Raw genomic sequence first — 19,108 nt, forward strand, 5'->3', positions numbered from 1 at the left:
CGGCGGCCATATCCTGATCGAGGATCCCGATCAGATGCTTTTCAGCGGCGTCGTCGGGCGGACGGTATTCATCAGCGCCCCATAGGGCAGCAACATGACGAGCCCCACAAGCATCTTGACGGCGAAATCGCCGATGGCCCAGGAAACCCAGCGCGGGGCTTCCATGGCGAAGATGCCTAAGATCGGAGCCCAGTCGATCGCGAAATCGTCGTTCGGGCCGATGATGCTGAAGACCACGGCGAAGGACAGCGAGAAGAAAATCACCGTATCCATCACAGAGCCGAAGATCGATCCGAACAGTGGTGCCTTCCACCAGGTCATCCGGCGCAGTCTGTTGAACACGGAAATATCGAGTAACTGGCCGACGAGATAGGCCGACCCGGAAGCAATCGCGATACGAGGCTGCGACGTGGCAAAGGAGAGCCCCACGCCGATCAGGAAGCCGACGAAGACGACCTTGCGGGCGATCGAAGGGCCGAACTGGCGGTTCGTCAGGTCGGTGACCAGGAACGCCACTGGATAGGTGAATGCGCCGTAGGTGAGAATATCCCCGAGCTTGATGCCGGCAAGCTCGCCGGAGAGGGGATACTGGACGAGGATGTTCGATGCGACCACGACGGCCGTCATCAACAGGCTGTAGACGAGAATATAGCGCGTCATCTGCATTTTTTTATCCTGGGTGATGCCACCAGTTGGAGGACTGTTTTCTTGAAAAAGGAAAAGGCCTGGGCGGCGCAAGCCGCACAAGCCTCACATTCCTTTGGACTCGAAGACGCTTACGCGGCTTCGGCGGTCTTCTTGACGATCTGGCGGCGCAGCAGGCGGGCGCGCATGCTCAGTTCCTTCTCGTCGGCCTTCAGCAGGAAGGCGTCGAGACCCCCGCGATGCTCGACCGAGCGCAGGGCAGCCGCCGAAACGCGCAGCCGGAAACGCTGGCCGAGAGCGTCGGAGATCAGGGTGACGTCGCACAGGTTCGGCAGGAACCTGCGCTTGGTCTTGTTGTTTGCGTGGCTCACATTGTGGCCCGACTGGACGCCCTTGCCGGTCAATTCGCAACTGCGGGACATGATACACCTATTCTTCTTGGCCATCGGATCGGTGCCGGAAAACCGGTGCGCAATCCAACTAGGCATGATTGGAAAGTTGCGGTTCTATAGTCAGACTGGCTGCGCACGTCAAGCCTGACAGCGGAGATTCCCGCAATTGCGTAGCCGACACGCTATTTTCTTGCCATGTTCTGGTTCAAAGGTAGCGTGCACGGAAGGGAATTCAACCCTCAAAGCTCAGTCTAGGGGCCGGACCAAACTGCATGAAGCGTTATCTCGACGTTTTGACGGTCGCACTCGCAGCGATGACCTTTGCTGCGCCTGCCGCGGCTGACAGCGACATTCGATACGAGACCGAATACAACGTATCGCTCGGCATCCTGCCGATCGCCCATGCCTCGTTCGTTACAAAGGTCCTCAGCAGCGGTTACACCATTTCCGGCGATGTGAGGTCGGCTGGAATCGTCGACGTCATCGCGAAAATCTCGGCTCAGACCAGCGTCTCCGGCGTGCTGATGAAGGACAGGATGCAGGCATCGCGCTACTCGCTCGTCTACAAATCCAACAACAAGGTTCAGACCTACGATGTGCGTTACCGGAACGGAGACGTCGTCAAGGCTGAGATCACCCCGACACCGAAGAGAAAGCCGCGCAACTGGATCGAGGTCACCGACCGCGACCTCAAGTCGGTGCTGGATCCAATCAGCGGTATGATCGTGCCGGATGGTCAGGACGTTTGTCGCAGGACGCTGCCGATTTTCGACGGCGAGAGCCGGATGGATCTCGTCCTTTCACCAAAAGGGAGCTCGCGCTTTTCGGTCGGTGACGTCGAGGGGGAGGCGATCGTCTGCGCCATTCGCTACGTTCCGAAATCCGGTTTCCGTAAGGGGCGCAAGGACATCGAGTATCTGCGTCAGGCGACCGACATGGAAATCTGGTTTGCCAAAACGGCACTACTCAAGGTATATGCTCCGGTCTACGCCCGTGTGCCGACGCGTATGGGGCCGCTCTACATCAGGGCCGTAAAGTTCGACGGTTGACGTCACCGCGGGATCGCCAATGCCCCGCAAAGGGGGAAATGTGAGAACGAGGGCAACGCTGATCGGGTTTACGGCCATTCTCATGTGGTCGTTCCTGGCCTTCTTTACTGCTGCATCGGGCAAGATGCCGCCATTTCAGTTGTCGGCAATCGCTTTCGCCATCGGCAGCCTGCCGAGCATCGTGGCCTTCGCCGTCAGGCCGGAACGTCTGAGGTCGCTGAGGCAGCCTCTGAAGGTTTGGGTGACCGGCGTCGCCGGTCTCTTCGGCTATCACTTCCTCTACTTCACGGCGTTGCGGAACGCGCCGGTCGTCGAAGCCGGACTTATCGCCTATCTCTGGCCGTTGCTGATCGTCGTGGGATCGGCGCTGCTGCCGGGAGAACGGTTGCGCTGGTACCATGTGGTCGGTGCTCTTGCCGGTCTTTCGGGCACCGTCCTGATCGTCGGCAAGGATGGCGTCGACTTCGATCCCGCCTATCTTCTCGGCTACTCGGCGGCCTTCCTCTGCGCCTTCACCTGGTCGGGATATTCGCTGCTGACTCGTCGTTTCGATGCCGTCTCGACGGACGTGGTCACGGGGTTCTGCCTCGCGACGTCGGTTCTTTCCCTCGTCTGTCATCTGCTGCTGGAGACCACTGCATGGCCAACCGACGCCTGGGAATGGTTGGCGGTGGCCGGGCTGGGGCTCTTCCCTGTCGGAGCAGCCTTCTATGCGTGGGACTACGGCGTCAAGAATGGCGACATCCAGATTCTCGGTGCATCGAGCTACGCGGCACCGCTGCTCTCGACACTGATCCTCGCTCTTTTCGGGTTCGCAGAGCCGAACCTGCGCATTGCGCTTGCCTGCCTCCTGATTACCGGCGGCGCTGTTCTTGCCGCGCGCGAAATGTTCCGGCGTCGACCGGCTCCGGTCGCCGGCTGATCGACGGGGCGGGCGTGTGGATATCGCGACTGGTGCCTGGCTGTTGTTATCGGTAGTCTTCGGACTGTCCTATCTCCGCCTTCTCAACGATCCGACAAGTACCCTTCGAACGGTTGTGAAGACCTTGCCGGTGCTGTTGCTCGCAGGTTTTGCCTGGTCGGCCGAAGCGCCGAAGCTTCTTCTCGCCGCACTGTTGCTCAGCGCGGCAGGCGATGCCTTTCTCGCGCACGACGGGGAGAGGGCTTTCGTCGGCGGACTCGCCGCCTTCCTGCTCGCCCACCTGATGTATGGTGCACTCTTCGTTTCCGTGGCGGCTCCGTCCATCGTGTTGAGTGAAGCCTGGCGAATTCCCGCCGGCGCCGTGTCGGTGGTGGCGATTGCCATCGTTCTTCCCTTGGTCAGGAGGTACGCGGGTCCGCATCGCATGGCCGTATCCGTCTACGGCATCATTATCCTCGGGATGGCGCTGCTCGCCTTGCTCGTTCCGGTGCCGACCGTCTTTGTCGGGGCTGCCGTCTTCATGAGCTCGGATGCCGTGCTCGCCTGGCGCAGGTTCGTGCTGAAGTCAGACGACGCCTTGCGCCGGGCAGCCTCCTACTATGTCTGGATCAGCTATTTCGCAGCCCAGTGTATTCTGACCTGGGCGCTTGCAGGTGTCGCCGCGGGCCTTTAGCCCTGCCCCGGCGACCATCCGGGCGGCGCCATCTCGAAGGCGGAGAACTGAAAGCCCGGTGCAACGGTGCAGCCGACAAGCGTATAGGTGCCGAGACTTTCGGCGGCTTGCCAGCAGTTGGCCGGGATCACTGCCTGAGGGCGTTCTCCGGTCAACACGGCAGGGCCGAGGCGGATCGTCTCCACGGTCATTCCGTCGGGGGCGTGGCGGAGCGCGAGCGGCGCTCCGGCATAGTAGTGCCAGACCTCCGCCGCATCCCTGACGCGATGCCAGTGCGACCGCTGGCCGGCCGTCAGCAGATAATAGATCGCGGTGGAATTGCCCCGGCCTACGTCAGCCGCATCGCGAAAGGTTTCCGCATACCAACCGCCTTCGGGATGCGGCTGCATTCCAAGGGCTGCGACGATGTCCTCGGCGCGCATCAGAAGTGATCCTTGCGCCGGCGGATCTCCGCAAAGACCTCCTCGTTCGTCCGGCCTTCCATCAAGAGATTCCGGCGGATTTCCGGGTCGGCCGCGCGGAGGAAAGGATTGGTTTCCTTCTCGAGCCCGATCGTGGTCGGGATCGTGAACTTACCTTCCGCCCGCAGCCTCTCGATCTCGCCGGCGCGCGCTTTCAGGCGCTCGTTGTCCGGGTCGATGGTCAGGGCGAAGCGCGCATTCGCCAGCGTGTATTCGTGGCCGAAATAGACTGCTGTCTCGTCCGGCAGGGACGCAAGCTTCTGCAGCGAGTGCCACATGTCGGTCGCCGGGCGTTCGAACAGCCGGCCACAGCCGAGGGCGAAGAGCGTGTCTGCGGCGAACAGCAACTTGCTGTCCGGGAAATGATAGCAGACGTGCCCGGCGGTGTGACCGGGGGTCTCGATTACCTGAACGACATGGCCTCCGAAATCGAAGGTATCTCCGTCACCCACCGCCCGGTCGATCCCGGGAATCGCAACGGCCTCGTTGCGAGGCCCGATGATCTCGCAGCCATAGCGATCCTTGAGGGCAAGATTGGCCTCGACGTGATCGCCGTGGTGATGCGTCGTCAGGATGTGGGTGATATTCCACCCCCGTCGCTCCGCCATGGCGACGATCGGAGCGTATTCCGGCGCGTCGATCGAGGCCGTGAGATTGCTCTCGTGGCAGTGGAGAAGGACTCCGAAATTGTCGCTGCGGCACAGGAAGATTTCGAGTTCCAGAGCTTTCATGAGGTCGGTCCGTCTCTGCTTCGTCGCGCGGAATGTAACGTCTTTGGCCTTGAAGTCCAATCCGCGCCTGATATCAATTACTCATGCACGTCGATATCGTCGATCTCCGCCAGTTCTACCATTCGCGGCTCGGGCGGATGGCCGAGCACTCGATCGCGATGGCGCTCGCGTCGCTTTGGAGTCGGCTGCCGCAGGAGCGGCTCGTGGGGCTCGGCTATTGCGTTCCGTTCCTGGATCGCTTCCGGACCGATACCGAGAGAACCTTCGCCTTCATGCCGGCCGGACAAGGCGCGGTGAACTGGCCCGTCGGGGAGCCCTCGGCCACGGCCCTGGTCTTTGAGGAGGAGTTGCCTCTTCCGGACTCATCAATCGATCGTGTGTTGATGGTTCACTCGCTCGAGTTCGTTGAAGACCCGCGCGAGACCCTCAAGGAAATCTGGCGCGTGCTGGCGCCGGGCGGACGGCTGGTGATCGTGGTACCGAACCGGCGCGGGGTATGGGCGCGGATGGAACACACGCCTTTCGGCTCGGGCCGCCCCTATTCTCGTGGCCAGCTCACCACCTTGTTGCGGGAGACAAATTTCACCCCCGGGGCAAGCGCCGAGGCACTGTTTTTTCCGCCGTCGAAGATACGGGCCGTCCTGCGGCTGCGGCGAAGTTTCGAGCGGGTGGGCCGCTTCATCTGGCCAGCCTTTTCCGGGGTCATCATCGTCGAGGCACAGAAGAGGCTCTACCAGGGCCTTCCGGTGAAGGCGCGCGCTTCCCGTCGCGTATTCGCTCCCGCCCTGGCTCCGCGTGGCGTGCCGACCACGCGGCTGCCGGCCGACGTGTGAGCCCTTTCCGGCAGGCGTCGAACCCTCGACAAATGGCGGTTTCCGTTCTAATGGCTCTGAACCCGAAGACCGTGCGTCCGCCCGGTTTTTCTCACGTTATCAGCAGTTCGACGAGCAGCGACATGACCAAGCCTACGCCGCGTCCCGGAATTCTCGACATCGCCGCCTATGTGCCGGGCAAGGAGCATGCTCCGGGCGTCGAGCGTGTGTTCAAGCTCTCGTCCAACGAGACGCCGCTCGGACCCAGTCCGAAAGCCATAGAGGCCTTCAAGCAGAGCGCCGACCATCTTGAGCTTTACCCGGACGGGCAGGCAACAGCCCTGCGCGAGGCGATCGCCGAGGTCCATGGCTTGAACATGGCCAACATTCTCTGTGGCAACGGTTCGGACGAGTTGCTCGGCCTTCTCTGCCATGTCTATCTCGGACCGGGCGACGAGGGCATCATCACCGAGCACGGTTTCCTCGTCTACAAGATCCAGATCATGGGTGCCGGGGCGACGCCCGTGGTGGTGAAGGAAAGGAACTGCACCGTCGACGTCGACGCCATTCTCTCTGCCGTCACGGAAAAGACGAAGATCGTCTTCATCGCCAATCCCGGCAATCCGACGGGGACCTACGTTCCGGTCAGCGAAATCCGCCGCCTTCAGGCCGGCCTGCCGGCTCACGTCGTCCTCGTCCTCGACGCCGCCTACGCGGAATATGTTCGCCGCAACGATTACGAGGCCGGCATAGAGCTTGTTTCGGGCAATCGGAACGTCGTCATGACCCGCACCTTCTCGAAGGCCTACGGCCTTGCCACGCTGCGTATCGGCTGGATTTTTGCCCCTGCGGAGATCGTGGACGCCATGAACCGCGTGCGCGGCCCCTTCAATCTCAATGCGCCGGCGATTGCCGCGGGTGCTGCGGCGATACGGGATCAGGCGTTCGTCGAAACGGCAGTGGCTCACAACCGGCTCTGGCTGGATAGGGTGACGGAGGCACTCAAGGAGATGGGTCTCGAAGTGACGCCTTCGGTCACGAATTTCGTGCTCATTCATTTCCCGGATGCCGAGGGCAAACGTGCCCCGGACGCGGATGCCTTCCTCACCAGCCGCGGCTATATCCTTCGTGCCGTCCGTGGCTACGGGTTTGCCAATGCACTGCGGATGACGATCGGCGGTGAAGAAGCCAATCTCGGCGTGATCGACGCACTCCGTGAGTTCATGGGACGCAACTGATGACAGAGGTCCATTTCGACAAGATCGCGCTTATCGGCATCGGTCTCATCGGTTCCTCCATTGCACGCGACGTGAAGGACCAGGGGCTGGCCGGCGAGATCGTGATCTCGACGCGTTCGGCGGATACGCTCAGACGAGCGGAGGAATTGGAACTCGGCAACAGTTACACGCTCTCCGCTGCCGAGGCCGTCGAGGGCGCCGACCTCGTCATCGTCTCCGTTCCGGTCGGCGCGTCCGAAAGCGTCGCCAAGCAGATCGCGCGGCACCTGAAGCCCGGCGCGATCGTCACCGATGTGGGATCGACAAAGGCGTCGGTTATCGCACAGATGGCTCCGCACGTGCCGCCGGGCGTCCACTTCATACCCGGGCATCCGATCGCCGGCACCGAGAAATCCGGACCGGATGCGGGCTTCTGCGGCCTCTTCAAGGGGCGCTGGTGCATCCTGACGCCGCTGCCGGGGACTGATGCCGACGTGCTCGCACGTCTCAGGGCATTCTGGGAAGCTCTGGGCTCCAGGGTCGACGAGATGGACCCGAAGCACCACGACAAGGTGCTCGCGATCGTTTCCCACCTGCCGCACATTATCGCCTACAACATCGTTGGTACAGCAGACGATCTCGAGACTGTCACGGAATCGGAAGTTATCAAGTATTCCGCATCCGGCTTCCGAGACTTCACGCGTCTTGCCGCCTCCGATCCTACCATGTGGCGCGACGTTTGCCTGCATAACCGCGACGCCATCCTGGAAATGCTGGCGCGCTTCTCGGAAGACCTCGCCTACCTGCAGCGCGCCATCCGTTGGGGGGAGGGTGACAAGCTGTTCGAGCTATTCACTCGCACACGGGCGATCCGCCGCTCGATCGTCGAAGCGGGCCAGGACGTTGATGCGCCCGACTTCGGCCGTCACGCCCTGGACGAGAAGAAGAGCTGATCATCAGAGCGGCGGAAGGACGCCGATCGGGATTATGCCGACGGAGACGACGCCCTCGTGCAGGCTGAGTTCGGCCGAGCCGGAGTCCCTGCCACCGAAAAGCGCAGTGAGCACCTTTGCCGCATTCACGAAATTCTCGGACGAATCCGGGAGGGCGGTAGTCAGCGCGTCTTTCCAGCCATCGACCTTCTCGAGCTCCAGGTGGAGCTTGCCGGAGAGATTGCCATCATCGCCGACAGACAACGGACCGCTGACCGTCAGAACGCGCCCCTCTCCGAGGTCGATCACAAGCCGGCGGATTTCGCCCCTGCTGCCGTAAAGCTCCGTCGCGGCCGCGTTACGGACCGGATCGAGAAGGGTAGCCTTGCCAAGCATCGTCACGTCGACGCTCGCGGAGATGGGGGGGAGGGTGAGCTGCGTAGCGCTCGGGAGCGCTACGACCGCGTTTTTCACCAGGGCGGCGGCGTCGAGGTCCTCTCCGTTGCGGCGGACATGGAACTCGCCGTGCTCGCTTTGCACGGAAACGGTTCTGCCGTCAGCCACCGCCGTGGTGTCGACCTTCAACCCTTCGGCGACAAGTGAAGAGCGAGACAGGCCGTCGAACCAGGCGCTGACGCTGGAGCGCAGGTTGTCCCATTGTAGCGAGAAGGAGAAGCCGAGGGCCGATCGCAATTCCGCCGGACTATCCATCTCCCATACGAAATGGCTTGGCGCGTAAACCTGTGCGGCGGAACGGAACGCGCCGAGGGATGCAGAAATGCCGTTGAAACGATCATCCACAGTGATTGCCGAACAGAAGAGGCCGATCCGGAAGGGATAGCCGCGGATATCCATGTCCTTGCAACGAACCTCCGCTCCCGCGGCATTTCCGCCGCTGAGGAGTTCTGCAACGCGCTTCTGCATCATGGTTGCAGCAAGCATCCAGCCTCCGCTATAGACGGCTGCCGCGACTACGACGAGTATGCCGAGCAGGACGACTTTCCGCGTCACCGTTGTCTGACCGGATCGGGTTGACGAGGTCATCGGGCACTCCATGATGGGAACGATTTCAAACCACTGAGATGATGTCGGATATGGACGAATTTTGGGTCTTTGGCTACGGATCGCTGATGTGGAACCCGGGTTTCCCTTTCGTGGAGAAGGTTCACGGACGGGCTTTCGGCTACCGGCGCTCGCTTTGTGTCCATTCCTGGGTGCATCGGGGAACCGAAGAGAGACCGGGTTTGGTGCTGGGGCTCGATCGCGGTGGCTCGTGCCGCGGCGTCGCCTTCCGTGTCGCTGCGTCGGAGCGGGACGCGACGCTCGACTATCTCCGCGAGCGCGAACTCGTCACCCATGTCTACCGGGAGCGCTCGATGCCGATAGCGCTTGACGACGGTCGCACCGTCTCCGCGGTCACTTACGTGGTGGATCGCAGTCATCGGCAGTATGCCGGCGCAATGACCGTTGCCGAGGCCGCGGGCATCGTACGCCATGCCGTCGGGCAATCCGGTCCCAATCAGGCTTATGTCGCCAATACCGTCGCGCATCTGCAGGAGATGGGCATACGGGATCATTGGCTGGAGCAGGTGGTCGAGACGATCGGGCAGCCGGTCGCCTGACCGGCACTGCCGTCGGGGCTCAGTGGTGCTCGCCCGACTTTGTCGCTCCCTTCGCGAGTTCATTGAGCCGTCGCTTCGCCGTCGGTGGAAGCGGAACATGCGGGTTATCCCTTGCCGTCTCGACCAGCAATTCGTCGCTTGCCGCTTCGAGCACCTGCATAAGTTTTTCGAAGAAAGCATCCGGATCGAGGCCAGGCTCGATCGGAGGCAGAATCCGGACCTTGAAGTGTCCGGGGAAACGAAGGAATTTGCGGCGCGGCCAGAAGAGGCCGGGATGCATTGCCACCGGTACGACCGGCACCTGAAGATCGCGATAGAGCCGGGCGATACCGTATTTGTATACCGGGTGCGCGCCGGGGGGGCGGCGTGTTCCCTCCGGGTAGATAATGAGCTGCCGCCCGTTGCGCATCTCGTCGGACGTTCGGGCCATCACCGCCGCCATGACCTTGCCGCGTGCCCCGCGGTTCACCGGAATCATCCGCTGCTTCTTCGCATACCAGCCGAAGAGGGGGATCCAGAGCAGTTCGCGCTTCAGGATGTAGACCGGGTCGTCGAGCCAGGGCAGCAAGGCGAAGGTGTCCCAGAACGACTGATGTTTCGGCGCCAGAATGTATCCACCCTTGGGGATGTTCTCGAGCCCTTCGATCGTGAATGTCGTGCCGACGATCGTTTTCATCAGCCAGTGGCAGGACAGCGCCCAGTTCTTCGGAATCGAAAATGCCTTCTTGCGCGGCAGCACGAAGTAGATCGGCGAAAGCACGATCATTCGCAGGATGAGATTCAGATAGAAGGCTGTGTTGAAGAGAATGGAACGCAAGGCGATCATGAAAGGCTTCCCGCGGCGTGGTTGCGACGTGCCTATACGAAATCAGGGCGGAGAGAAAGCGCTCCGCGTTATCATTGGTCTGATTTGGCGAGCGTCGCGCTCGAGCGCAAACCGTCTCCCATGCTCCAGCCCACGATGCCGCGCGCGAAGGCGACCAGGGTTTTTCCGTACTCCGCAAGCAATGTTCGTAGAACGCTGGGGTTCGCGAACCAGTTCGTGGTCTTGAGATCGGAGTTCACGACCGGGTACGCGATGAATTCCGTCGCGCGGTCGATGCGCCGAAGTTCCATGAGACTTCGCGGCATATGATAGTTGTTGGTCACGACCAGAACCCGGGCATATCCACGGTCGTGGATCCAGTGGGATATCTCGTTCGCATTGCCGATGGTGTCGAGCGCCTGGTAGCCGATGTCGACGCAGCAATCGAAGAGATCGTTGGAGCTTTGTGTCATCCGTCGGATCTGGGATGGCGTCGTCGCGGGGTGGACACCGGAGATGAGCAAGCGTTTTCCCGAACCACGGCGGAGGAGATCGACTGCCTGGTCGATTCGCTGATATCCGCCGGTCAGAACGACGATCGCATCGGCTCGGGGATCCGCGGGCGGTTTCAGTGTCGTCACATGGTCGGCAAAGCGCAGGAAGCCGGCAACGACCACGGCGCAGGCGAATATGCCGATGATGCCGCCATAATGCAGAACGCGACGCAACGGCCCACGCCGCGCGAAGAGGCCGTGCGCGGGACGTTGCCGCGGCATCTTCGGACTTGCTGTGATCCGTGACATCCGACCCATCGTCATGTGTTGTGCATACCGCCCTTTTGCCATGGCGAACAGGCGGCTTTGTGGCAAGTCAACAGGCTTTCCTCAGTCGCTGATCAGTCCGTCCGTGCGCGCCGGATCCGAGCGGATCAGATCGATTTCATAAATGGTCCTGATAACGGTGAAGCGAGCGGTCAGGGTCGTCAGTAACGCAATGACGATCATCGTGGCGAAAATGCCCAAGTACCCCATGAAGCCGATGCTGAAGGTGCCGAAGAGCGCCGCCGTCTGGTCGCTCTCGGGCGTGGCGAGCGATCGGCTCTGCCAGTAGCCTGCCAGCGCGAAGAGCGAGGCAGCGGCGAGGCCTCCTGCCGTCGCTCCCTTGAGACTGATCTTCAGGAAGTGCTTCTGGAACTCTTGCGCCACAAACGAGCCCTCGGCACCCACGAAGTGCAGGACCTCGATGATATGGCGGTTGCCGGAGAGCGCACCGCGGGTCGCGAAGACAACGGTCAGCACCATGGCGACGAAGACCAGCAGCAGAATGCCCGAGCCGACGAAGACCGTGGTTCGCGCCATCGAAACGAGACGGTCCACCCAGGTACGGTGATCATCGAGGAAGGCCTGCGGCACCTCCTCTTTCAGGAGCGCGCGCATCGCGGCGAAGTCCGGCGGATGCGTCTCGTCGATTGTGATGATGATGAGGCGCGGTACGGGAAGGTCGTTGATGTCGAGCCCGCTGCCCAGCCAGGGCTCAAGGAGGCGAGCGGTCGCATCGTCGTCCATGATCGTGCCGTCCTTGGTGCCGACGAAAGTCAAGGCAAGGTCGCGGGCGCGCACCAGTGCCTTGTTCATGTCGAGACCATCCTCGGGCTTGATCTGTATGGTGATCTCACGCGAGATCTGGCTCTGCCAGCCCGCGGCGGTCGCCCGCACCATGCTGACGGCTCCGAGCGTCAGGCAGGCGAGAAACGCCATGATGGCGATCACCACCATCAACGCATTTCCCTGAATGTTGGAGGCAGGCAGGATCGGGGCCGTGGGGCGGACATGCATTTCCGTCCGACGCTGCGGTTGCTTGCTGCGGGGAAGTGCGCGTTGCAGGTCAGTCATAGATTTCCAACCGTCCGTCGGTGAGGATCATGCGGCGCGCGTCGACCTGGTCCATTAGCGAGAAATCATGCGTCGCGATGACGACCGCGGTGCCAAGACGATTGAGCTCCAGAAAGAGGCTCAGCAGACGTCGTGCCATCGGTGGATCGACATTGCCCGTCGGCTCGTCCGCGAGCAGGATTTCCGGGCGGTCGATCAGTGCCCGGGCGATCGCCACGCGCTGCTTTTCGCCGCCGGAGAGGACCGGGGGCAGCACATTGATGCGCTCGCCGAGGCCGACCCATTTCAGGAGCTCGATGACATCGTTTCGATATGCGGCCTCCTCCTTGCCGCGAACCCTCAGGGGTAGTGCGACGTTCTCGTAGGTCGTGAGGTGATCGAGAAGCTGGAAGTCCTGGAAAACGATGCCGACACGCCGCCGCAACATCGGCAGCTCGCTGCGCGGAATCTGCGTCACGTCGCGACCGAAGCTGCGGATGAGCCCGCGGGTCGGTTGCAGCGACATGAAGAGCAGACGCAACAGTGTCGTTTTGCCGGCTCCCGAGGGACCGGTCAGGAACTGGAAGGAGCGCTTCGGGATGTCGAAGGTGAGATCTCTCAGGATCTCCGGTCCCATTCCATAGCGCAGGCCGACGTTTTCGAAATGAATCAACGGACAGGTCCGGTCTGACAGTGCTCGAGTTCTGGCGACTTGTTAACGCACTCGGTTAACAGACGGTAAACTGGCGTCGAAAGACGGCCTTCCAGGCAGATCTTTGCGAAGCATTAACCATTCAAATTTACGACTGGAGAGGATTCGTTTCAATGGCCTGTTTTGCGGCGCCTTGATGGGCCGCGCAGCGAGGGCAAGATGAGCGCATTCCGCAATCACAGACGGACGGCTGAGGCGACCATCGACCTGCTGCCGCCGGAGCGTCCTGCCCGGGGAGCGCGCCCTTCCACGCACCGTGCATCCGTCGCCGATGTCCTCGATGCGCAGTTCATCACCATCGCGAAGATCGACCGTGCGACAGTTGTGCGGCGCTGGTGCAACGACAATCACGATGCTCGACAGGCAAGGCCGATCCGTCGTCGCGAGTCCCTCTTTTCCGCTCTGGTCGGCAGGCTGGTCACGGGCATCGAGGGAGCCCTTGGACGTCTGTCTGACAGAAACTTCGCGGTTCTTGTGGCTGCTGTCTTCGGCTGTGTCTTCGCCGTCGCGGGTCTGCTTGCCACGCCGGAGCAAGCCCTGCCTGTGCGCGTCGCCGCGCTCGACATCACGCATGTTACGCTCACGCCGCAAGACGCAAACGGAATGCGGGTGCTGCTGGTGAACGCGATCATCGAAAATCACGGCCCGGAGCAGAAGCGAATACCGCGGGTTCGGGCGGACCTCATTTCCGGCGGGCAGGTCGTGGCCAGCACCTTCATCGACGGCCCTGCCGGATCGATCGACGCCGGCGAAAGCCGCGGCCTTGCCGCGCGTCTTCGGCATCCCGGTGGAAAATTACCGGAATTGCGGCTTTCTTTCGCGGAAGCGGATGCTCATAGCATCTGATTGTGCTATCGCCGGGCGGCAAGCATGTCGGCAACCACATGTCGTCGACGGTCTTTCGTCCCATGGAGTGAAGTATGCCGATCGTCCGCGGAAAGAACATCGAGCCCCTCTATACCGCCGAGCAGATTGCCGAGCGCAATCGCCAACTCGCCGCGGAGATCGCCAGCGGCCCCTGCGAGGATCTCCTGGTCATCTCGGTTCTCAAGGGCTCCTTCATCTTCGCGGCTGATCTCATTCGGGCTCTGCATCATGCCGGACTTGCGCCGGAGGTCGAGTTCATCACGTTATCCAGTTATGGCACAGGCACCGTTTCCCAGGGGGTGCGGATCATCAAGGACATCGACAGCGATGTGCACGGTCGCAACGTCCTGCTGATTGACGACATCCTGGAGTCGGGGCGAACGCTGCTGTTTGCGAGGACGTTGATGTACGAGCGTGGCGCACGCAATGTATCGATCGCGGTTCTCCTGGACAAAAAGGTGAAGCGCAAGGAGGTGTTCGAGGCCGATTATGTCGGATTCGAGTGCCCGGACTACTTCGTCGTCGGCTACGGTATGGACGTGGCCTACGCGTTCCGCGAGCTACCCTTCGTCGGCGTCGTGACCGGCGAGGCGGAAGGCGCAGCCTAGTCCGCTTCTGCAAAGCTCCTGTTAACCATCTCGCTGTCACCGGCCGTTTCCGTTTACCGATCGAAAAGGAAACTCTGGTGACTTGCAGCGAGATGAACGGATGACGGGAGCATGCCCATGGCAAGGATTCTGATAACGGAAGACGAGGACTCACTGCGCTCGTTCGTCGCCCGTGCATTGAGACTCGACGGGCACGACACCGCAGAGGCTGCGGACGGAGCCGAAGGACTGGAAAGACTCGGTGACGGCGCTTTCGACCTTTTGCTATCCGATATCCGTATGCCGGTGATGGACGGCATCGAACTCGCGCACCGTGCCTCGTCCGCGTTTCCAAACCTGAAGATTCTGCTGATGACTGGCTATGCCGAACAGCGGGAGCGCGCAGACGACCTGATGACGAAGGTAGTCGACGTGGTCGACAAGCCGTTCTCGCTTCTCGATATCCGCAAGGCCGTGGCCCAGGCACTCGCGATCTGAGGCAAGGACGACGTCCGCCGCCTACTGGATGTCCAGCAACCGTTCCAGATAGCGCCGTTCCAGTTCGGGACTGAGATTGTCGCCGAGTTTCTCGCGGATCGCCTCGAGGATCTCCCGGGCTCTCTGGACGTCGATCTCGTCCGGGACCTTCACGTCGTCGCCGAATTCCGGCCCGTCGGTCGGACGGGGACGCCCGAGCGGATCGCGACCGGTCTGATCACCCTGCTGCGTCCCCTGGCCCTGACCCTGGCTGCGCATCGCCTGCATCATCTCTCCCATCATGTCGCGCGCACCCTGACGCAGCGCTTCCAGCGCTTTGCCTTGTCCTTGCACGGCACGTTCTCCCTGGCCTTGGCCCAGGGCCTCGCCGGCGCCGCGCATTTCGCGTTCCGCTTGTGCAAAGCCTTCACCCGGTTTCACGCCCAGGTCGCGCAGGCCCTTTTGCAGGTCCCCGAGCTTTCGGCCGAGTGCATCCTGCTGCGCCCGCAGGTTTTTCAGGGCCTCACGTAGTTGCTCTGCGGTCATGTTGTCAGTGGGCGACGGCTGCCCGCCCGGCTGTTGCCGCGGCTCTTCCGTCAATTCACCGTCTTCGCCGTCACCGGGGTCGCCGCGCTGCATGCGATCCTTCAGCGCCTGATCGAGCTTGAAGGTCTCCTCCATGAGCTTCTGCTGCTCCTGCATCAACTCGCCGAGCTTGTCAATCTGCTGCTGCACCTGACTGTTCTGTTGCTGGTTGCGCTGCTGTGGTCGCGCGGTCTGGAGATTGTTCATCATCCGCTGCAATTGAGACAACATGTCTCGTGCGGCGTCACGGTTCCCGGAGCGGGCAAGATTCTCGATCTGGTTCAGCATGTTCTCCAGGTCGCGCTGGCGCAGGACGTTCTGCGCCGATTGCTGACGGTCTTCCGAACCGGCATTGGGCTGACGCTCGGCCATCGCCTTCATGAAGTCCTGCATGGCGGCGCGAAGCTCGTCCATGAGTTTCTTGATCTCTTCGTCCGGAGCGTTGCGCTCGAGCGCGTCCTGCAGTGCTTGCTGCGCCTCCCGCAGCTTCCGTTCGGCCAGCGAGAGATCGCCGTCGTCAATTCCGAGAGCGATCTCCCAGATATAGTCGGCGGTACCCTTCATATCCTCCGATGTGCGTGCGAGCTTCATCCGCGCCTGAGCCGACTGGATCAGCAGGAAATGCGTGAGGCTCGGGATTGTCTCGTCCGCCCTGACAGACAAGGCTTCGTTGAGCGCGATCGCCTTCGGAAGATCGCGGGTATCCAGTGCGAAGACCTGCCGTTCCTCGGCAACGGCCGCAGCAAGCGGCTTGGCGAAGTCTCGCGAAGGCAATGTCATCTCGAAAGGAGCGCTACGTCCCGTCTGGCCGGCGCCGTCTCGCGCAACCAGCGTGATCTTTACCTTCCGTCCGGCCAGGGGATGCTCGGTCAGGTTTCTGCTCGATGTCCCCTTCGGGTCACGCGGGTTTCGGCGCGGCAGATCGAGTTTGTATTCGGGCGCCGGATAGAGCGGGGTCGCGTTCGGTTCGGCGGCGGTCGGCTCGATTTCGGCGTGTGCCTCGACGAGGCCGTAGTCATCGTGGCCCTTGAAGGCGATCTCGAGAGCACCGTTGACGCTGCGTCGTGGCGTTCCGTCGAACGCGATCTGCGGTGGCTGGTCAGGCGTCACGTCGATGGTCCAGCGGTTCGGACCGACGGCCAGCACGCCGCTCTCGGTGAGTTCCGCCTCGTAGGTCTGTCCGGTGGCCTGGACAGCTTGAGAGGCCGGACCGGCAGCGGGGTTATCTGCCTTGGCAGCTTCGAGCGGTAAGGCTTCCGCCGCCGTCGCCGACTGAAACAGGATCTGTTCCTCGCCACTGCCTCCGCTCACGCGGATCGTCACTTTGGAGTGCTGAGGGACGGTGGCCGCAGAAGGTGCCCCGCTGTCTTCGCCAGAATCCCGGCGCGTCAGGAACACCGGTGCCCTGCCGGTATAAGCCGGCGGTGTGATCCAGGCGTCGACGCGCATGTCTGGCGTCGCAGCGCCGGATGCCGACCAGCGGAAAGCATCGGCCATCGTGCCGGCTCCGTTGGAACCGGAGTAGGCGAAAGCCGTCACCAGGAGCAAAGCAGGGATAGTCCGCAGCGCAAACTTGTCGTGACGCGCGATGTCGGGGCGTGGAGTGCCGGCGTCGAGAGACGCAATCGTCTCGGCCATGCGTCTTTGGTGTTCGCTCCAGAGCGCGCGGGCAAATGGCGTTTCGAAGGCCGGGATATCATCCTGCGCGGCAACCGGCTGGTGCGGGAGATGATTTCGCTCCTCGAGCAGTCGGTCAGCCTCATCGGCCCGTGGCCAACGCAGTTCCGCAAAGGGCAACAAGGATGCCAGAAAGCCGAATATGAGAATGAAGACCGTCGCGAGACGCAGCCAGTCGGGAAAGATGCGGTAGAGGCCGAGCCAGCCAAAAGAGACGAACAGCGCCGCGAAGCCGAGTACCGGAAGGAAAAGAGGTACGAGGCGCTCGATGAAGAGGACAAGGCGCGCGACCGCACGCTTTGCACGCACGCGGCGCGCAAGCCTGAGATCGGTTCCCAGAGGTGTCGTGCTCTCTCGTTCAGGCAGAGGAGCGTTCATCTGTGCGGTTCTCACTTGGCATCGAACGTCCGGCCGTCGCTTCGGCAGCGACGGACTTGGCGAAACTCAAGGATAGCATTCTTTGTGGCGAAGACGAGGGCAAAGCCCCGCCAGTCGCCATTTTCGCCGCAGACCGCGTTTGGTCAGGTCAGACGAGCCAGGCAGGCAGCGAATCGAGTTCGATCAAGTCCTCGAAACTGGGGCGCGGACGGATGACGTGGAATTCACCGCCCCTGACAAGCACCTCCGGGATGAGGCGCCGGCTGTTGTAGGTGCTGGCCTGGACGGCGCCATAGGCACCGGCCGAGCCGACCGCGAACAGGTCCCCGGCGCGCGGCATCGCCATTTCGCGGTCGAGCGCAAGATAGTCACCCGTCTCGCAGACCGGGCCCACCACGTCGGCACGAATCCTCGGTGCATTGGCTGCGGAGAGCACGACGGGACGTATCTCGTGGTGCGCGTCATAGAGCGTCGGGCGGATGAGATCGTTCATCGCAGCGTCGACGATCACAAACGTCTTGTCGCCACCGTCCTTCACGTAGACCACCTCGGTCACGAGGATGCCCGCATTACCGACGATCAGTCGTCCCGGCTCGGTGACGATGCGGCAGCCGAGGCCGCTCAGTTGCTCCTTGACGATCCTCGCGTAAGCGTCCGGCTCCGGCGGCGGATTGTTGTCGTCGTGATAAGGGATGCCGAGGCCGCCGCCGATGTCCACGTGGTCGATCGCGTGCCCGTCGGCACGAAGCGTTGCCACCAGCTCCTTCAGCAGGCGGAAGGCATCCTGGAACGGCTGCAGCTCGGTGATCTGGCTGCCGATATGCATGTCGATGCCCGTCACCTTGATGCCGGGCAACGTGGCGGCATGGGCGTAGACCGCCTGCGCGCGATCGTAGGAGATGCCGAACTTGTTTTCCTTCTTGCCGGTCGAAATCTTGGCATGCGTGCGCGCGTCGACGTCCGGATTGATCCGAAACGAGACGTGGGCCACCTTGCCGGCCTTCTGTGCCCGCTGGTTCAGCACTTCGAGTTCGGGTTCGGATTCGACGTTGAAGCAGTAAATTCCGGCTTCCAGCGCGAGATCCATCTCGTGCACGGTCTTGCCGACGCCGGAAAACATGATGCGTTCGCCCGGGATGCCGGCGGCCAGCGCACGCCGCAGTTCGCCTTCCGAGACCACGTCCACACCGGCGCCGAGACGCCCCAGCGTCTTGAGCACGGCCTGGTTGGAATTCGCCTTCATGGCGTAGCAAACCATTGCGTCCGTACCTTCGAACGCCTTGGAGAAGACGCGGTAGTGGCGCTCCAGCGTCGCCGTCGAGTAGCAGTAGAAGGGCGTGCCGACTGCTGCGGCAATCGCCGGAACGGGCACGTTCTCGGCGTGTAGCACGCCATCACGATATTCGAAGTGATTCACGCGGGGACCTGTCAGAGAAGAGGATCGAGAACGAAGGGATCGTCCGGCACAGTGGCGTCCTGTTTGGTCGACTGCTTGTTCTGTTCGGCAGCCGGCATGTTCGGCGGATCGAGGTCAGCCTTGCGCCCGCAGCCGGAAAGCGCCACAGACGCCGCAGCCATCATACCCATCGTCACGAACAAGCTTCGAAGCGCCCTAGCCATCACTTTGCCCAACCGGAAGAACCAATATCTAGCCTCTATCGAAAAAGCGGGGCCTTGTGCACCCTCAATCTCG

22 protein-coding genes are annotated in these 19,108 nt (G+C 62.1%); 10 read left to right on the forward strand and 12 right to left on the reverse strand.

What is annotated here, in order from left to right; all coding sequences use genetic code 11:
* Nucleotides 1-30 precede the first annotated feature (30 nt).
* Both DFR48_RS09640 and rpmB read right to left on the reverse strand, forming a co-directional pair.
* Entirely contained in the window at nucleotides 31-666 is a 636-nt protein-coding gene (locus tag DFR48_RS09640) for a queuosine precursor transporter (protein WP_114362932.1), read from the reverse strand.
* 110 nt (nucleotides 667-776) lie between these two features.
* Nucleotides 777-1,067, reverse strand: coding sequence for a 50S ribosomal protein L28 (gene rpmB / locus DFR48_RS09645; protein WP_112686577.1), 291 nt, complete (start codon nucleotides 1,065-1,067; stop codon nucleotides 777-779).
* 242 nt (nucleotides 1,068-1,309) lie between these two features.
* Between rpmB and DFR48_RS09650 the strand changes: the two genes are divergently transcribed.
* From DFR48_RS09650 to DFR48_RS09660, 3 genes are read left to right on the forward strand one after another with little or no spacing between them, the layout of a single operon-like run.
* Nucleotides 1,310-2,086 (forward strand): DUF3108 domain-containing protein, encoded by a 777-nt coding sequence (locus DFR48_RS09650; protein ID WP_114362933.1) that lies wholly within the window; start codon nucleotides 1,310-1,312, stop codon nucleotides 2,084-2,086.
* Between the two features lie 40 nt (nucleotides 2,087-2,126).
* A complete protein-coding gene (gene yddG / locus DFR48_RS09655) occupies nucleotides 2,127-3,008 on the forward strand; it encodes an aromatic amino acid exporter YddG (RefSeq protein ID WP_114362934.1) in 882 nt (293 codons plus the stop codon).
* A 16-nt stretch (nucleotides 3,009-3,024) separates the two neighbouring features.
* Complete coding sequence (locus DFR48_RS09660; RefSeq protein ID WP_170141838.1) at nucleotides 3,025-3,681, forward strand: lysoplasmalogenase family protein; 657 nt, start codon at nucleotides 3,025-3,027, stop codon at nucleotides 3,679-3,681.
* Here the strand turns inward: DFR48_RS09660 and DFR48_RS09665 are convergent.
* Together DFR48_RS09665 and gloB are read right to left on the reverse strand one after the other, a co-directional pair.
* Nucleotides 3,678-4,103, reverse strand: coding sequence for a cupin domain-containing protein (locus DFR48_RS09665; protein ID WP_114362936.1), 426 nt, complete (start codon nucleotides 4,101-4,103; stop codon nucleotides 3,678-3,680). The genes DFR48_RS09660 and DFR48_RS09665 overlap by 4 nt on opposite strands.
* The gene (gene gloB / locus DFR48_RS09670) at nucleotides 4,103-4,873 is read right to left on the reverse strand and encodes a hydroxyacylglutathione hydrolase (RefSeq protein ID WP_114363013.1); all 771 of its coding nucleotides are present in this window, start codon (nucleotides 4,871-4,873) and stop codon (nucleotides 4,103-4,105) included. The genes DFR48_RS09665 and gloB overlap by 1 nt, the downstream gene beginning before the upstream one ends.
* A gap of 83 nt (nucleotides 4,874-4,956) precedes the next feature.
* On the opposite strand from gloB, the gene DFR48_RS09675 reads away from it, so the two are divergent.
* The 3 genes from DFR48_RS09675 to DFR48_RS09685 all read left to right on the forward strand — a co-directional run bounded on the left by DFR48_RS09675 (nucleotide 4,957) and on the right by DFR48_RS09685 (nucleotide 7,855).
* Nucleotides 4,957-5,706: a class I SAM-dependent methyltransferase gene (locus DFR48_RS09675; protein WP_114362937.1), complete on the forward strand. Its 750-nt coding sequence runs from the start codon at nucleotides 4,957-4,959 to the stop codon at nucleotides 5,704-5,706.
* A gap of 122 nt (nucleotides 5,707-5,828) precedes the next feature.
* On the forward strand, nucleotides 5,829-6,923 hold the full coding sequence (gene hisC, locus DFR48_RS09680) for a histidinol-phosphate transaminase (RefSeq protein WP_245415566.1): 1,095 nt from the start codon (nucleotides 5,829-5,831) through the stop codon (nucleotides 6,921-6,923).
* On the forward strand, nucleotides 6,923-7,855 hold the full coding sequence (locus DFR48_RS09685) for a prephenate/arogenate dehydrogenase family protein (protein WP_114362939.1): 933 nt from the start codon (nucleotides 6,923-6,925) through the stop codon (nucleotides 7,853-7,855). The genes hisC and DFR48_RS09685 overlap by 1 nt, the downstream gene beginning before the upstream one ends.
* Nucleotides 7,856-7,858: 3 nt before the next feature.
* On the opposite strand, the gene DFR48_RS09690 is transcribed toward DFR48_RS09685, so the two are convergent.
* Nucleotides 7,859-8,878, reverse strand: a complete 1,020-nt coding sequence (locus tag DFR48_RS09690) for a DUF2125 domain-containing protein (protein WP_170141839.1) — start codon at nucleotides 8,876-8,878, stop codon at nucleotides 7,859-7,861.
* Nucleotides 8,879-8,928: 50 nt separating this feature from the next.
* On the opposite strand from DFR48_RS09690, the gene DFR48_RS09695 reads away from it, so the two are divergent.
* Nucleotides 8,929-9,456: a gamma-glutamylcyclotransferase gene (locus tag DFR48_RS09695; RefSeq protein WP_425359244.1), complete on the forward strand. Its 528-nt coding sequence runs from the start codon at nucleotides 8,929-8,931 to the stop codon at nucleotides 9,454-9,456.
* Between the two features lie 19 nt (nucleotides 9,457-9,475).
* On the opposite strand, the gene DFR48_RS09700 is transcribed toward DFR48_RS09695, so the two are convergent.
* The 4 genes from DFR48_RS09700 to ftsE form a co-directional block, all read right to left on the reverse strand.
* A complete protein-coding gene (locus tag DFR48_RS09700) occupies nucleotides 9,476-10,282 on the reverse strand; it encodes a lysophospholipid acyltransferase family protein (RefSeq protein WP_114362942.1) in 807 nt (268 codons plus the stop codon).
* Between the two features lie 71 nt (nucleotides 10,283-10,353).
* Nucleotides 10,354-11,079, reverse strand: a complete 726-nt coding sequence (locus DFR48_RS09705; RefSeq protein ID WP_114362943.1) for a YdcF family protein — start codon at nucleotides 11,077-11,079, stop codon at nucleotides 10,354-10,356.
* Between the two features lie 66 nt (nucleotides 11,080-11,145).
* Nucleotides 11,146-12,153, reverse strand: a complete 1,008-nt coding sequence (locus tag DFR48_RS09710) for a cell division protein FtsX (protein ID WP_114362944.1) — start codon at nucleotides 12,151-12,153, stop codon at nucleotides 11,146-11,148.
* The gene (gene ftsE, locus DFR48_RS09715; RefSeq protein ID WP_170141840.1) at nucleotides 12,146-12,805 is read right to left on the reverse strand and encodes a cell division ATP-binding protein FtsE; all 660 of its coding nucleotides are present in this window, start codon (nucleotides 12,803-12,805) and stop codon (nucleotides 12,146-12,148) included. The genes DFR48_RS09710 and ftsE overlap by 8 nt, the downstream gene beginning before the upstream one ends.
* A 198-nt stretch (nucleotides 12,806-13,003) precedes the next feature.
* On the opposite strand from ftsE, the gene DFR48_RS09720 reads away from it, so the two are divergent.
* The 3 genes from DFR48_RS09720 to DFR48_RS09730 all read left to right on the forward strand — a co-directional run bounded on the left by DFR48_RS09720 (nucleotide 13,004) and on the right by DFR48_RS09730 (nucleotide 14,796).
* The gene (locus DFR48_RS09720) at nucleotides 13,004-13,690 is read left to right on the forward strand and encodes a hypothetical protein (protein WP_147273520.1); all 687 of its coding nucleotides are present in this window, start codon (nucleotides 13,004-13,006) and stop codon (nucleotides 13,688-13,690) included.
* A 74-nt stretch (nucleotides 13,691-13,764) separates the two neighbouring features.
* Nucleotides 13,765-14,319: a hypoxanthine phosphoribosyltransferase gene (gene hpt, locus DFR48_RS09725; RefSeq protein ID WP_114362947.1), complete on the forward strand. Its 555-nt coding sequence runs from the start codon at nucleotides 13,765-13,767 to the stop codon at nucleotides 14,317-14,319.
* Between the two features lie 117 nt (nucleotides 14,320-14,436).
* Entirely contained in the window at nucleotides 14,437-14,796 is a 360-nt protein-coding gene (locus DFR48_RS09730; RefSeq protein ID WP_114362948.1) for a response regulator, read from the forward strand.
* Nucleotides 14,797-14,817: 21 nt separating this feature from the next.
* Here the strand turns inward: DFR48_RS09730 and DFR48_RS09735 are convergent, their stop codons facing one another.
* The 3 genes from DFR48_RS09735 to lptM all read right to left on the reverse strand — a co-directional run bounded on the left by DFR48_RS09735 (nucleotide 14,818) and on the right by lptM (nucleotide 19,008).
* On the reverse strand, nucleotides 14,818-17,415 hold the full coding sequence (locus tag DFR48_RS09735) for a TIGR02302 family protein (RefSeq protein ID WP_114362949.1): 2,598 nt from the start codon (nucleotides 17,413-17,415) through the stop codon (nucleotides 14,818-14,820).
* Between the two features lie 148 nt (nucleotides 17,416-17,563).
* Nucleotides 17,564-18,832, reverse strand: a complete 1,269-nt coding sequence (gene lysA, locus DFR48_RS09740) for a diaminopimelate decarboxylase (protein ID WP_114362950.1) — start codon at nucleotides 18,830-18,832, stop codon at nucleotides 17,564-17,566.
* An 11-nt stretch (nucleotides 18,833-18,843) separates the two neighbouring features.
* Nucleotides 18,844-19,008: an LPS translocon maturation chaperone LptM gene (gene lptM / locus DFR48_RS09745; RefSeq protein ID WP_425359245.1), complete on the reverse strand. Its 165-nt coding sequence runs from the start codon at nucleotides 19,006-19,008 to the stop codon at nucleotides 18,844-18,846.
* Nucleotides 19,009-19,108 lie beyond the last annotated feature (100 nt).

The organism is Ciceribacter lividus (assembly GCF_003337715.1).
Classification (GTDB): Bacteria; Pseudomonadota; Alphaproteobacteria; order Rhizobiales; family Rhizobiaceae; genus Allorhizobium; species Allorhizobium lividum.

What these genes read in the sequence shown, in the direction of transcription:
- DFR48_RS09640 (WP_114362932.1), bottom strand. Translation starts at nt 666, where the DNA reads ATGCAGATGACGCGCTATATTCTCGTCTACAGCCTGTTGATGACGGCC.
- rpmB (WP_112686577.1), bottom strand. Translation starts at nt 1,067, where the DNA reads ATGTCCCGCAGTTGCGAATTGACCGGCAAGGGCGTCCAGTCGGGCCAC.
- DFR48_RS09650 (WP_114362933.1), top strand. Translation starts at nt 1,310, where the DNA reads ATGAAGCGTTATCTCGACGTTTTGACGGTCGCACTCGCAGCGATGACC.
- DFR48_RS09665 (WP_114362936.1), bottom strand. Translation starts at nt 4,103, where the DNA reads ATGCGCGCCGAGGACATCGTCGCAGCCCTTGGAATGCAGCCGCATCCC.
- gloB (WP_114363013.1), bottom strand. Translation starts at nt 4,873, where the DNA reads ATGAAAGCTCTGGAACTCGAAATCTTCCTGTGCCGCAGCGACAATTTC.
- DFR48_RS09675 (WP_114362937.1), top strand. Translation starts at nt 4,957, where the DNA reads ATGCACGTCGATATCGTCGATCTCCGCCAGTTCTACCATTCGCGGCTC.
- hisC (WP_245415566.1), top strand. Translation starts at nt 5,829, where the DNA reads ATGACCAAGCCTACGCCGCGTCCCGGAATTCTCGACATCGCCGCCTAT.
- DFR48_RS09685 (WP_114362939.1), top strand. Translation starts at nt 6,923, where the DNA reads ATGACAGAGGTCCATTTCGACAAGATCGCGCTTATCGGCATCGGTCTC.
- DFR48_RS09690 (WP_170141839.1), bottom strand. Translation starts at nt 8,878, where the DNA reads ATGACCTCGTCAACCCGATCCGGTCAGACAACGGTGACGCGGAAAGTC.
- DFR48_RS09695 (WP_425359244.1), top strand. Translation starts at nt 8,929, where the DNA reads ATGGACGAATTTTGGGTCTTTGGCTACGGATCGCTGATGTGGAACCCG.
- DFR48_RS09700 (WP_114362942.1), bottom strand. Translation starts at nt 10,282, where the DNA reads ATGATCGCCTTGCGTTCCATTCTCTTCAACACAGCCTTCTATCTGAAT.
- DFR48_RS09705 (WP_114362943.1), bottom strand. Translation starts at nt 11,079, where the DNA reads ATGACGATGGGTCGGATGTCACGGATCACAGCAAGTCCGAAGATGCCG.
- DFR48_RS09710 (WP_114362944.1), bottom strand. Translation starts at nt 12,153, where the DNA reads ATGACTGACCTGCAACGCGCACTTCCCCGCAGCAAGCAACCGCAGCGT.
- DFR48_RS09720 (WP_147273520.1), top strand. Translation starts at nt 13,004, where the DNA reads ATGAGCGCATTCCGCAATCACAGACGGACGGCTGAGGCGACCATCGAC.
- hpt (WP_114362947.1), top strand. Translation starts at nt 13,765, where the DNA reads ATGCCGATCGTCCGCGGAAAGAACATCGAGCCCCTCTATACCGCCGAG.
- DFR48_RS09730 (WP_114362948.1), top strand. Translation starts at nt 14,437, where the DNA reads ATGGCAAGGATTCTGATAACGGAAGACGAGGACTCACTGCGCTCGTTC.
- DFR48_RS09735 (WP_114362949.1), bottom strand. Translation starts at nt 17,415, where the DNA reads ATGAACGCTCCTCTGCCTGAACGAGAGAGCACGACACCTCTGGGAACC.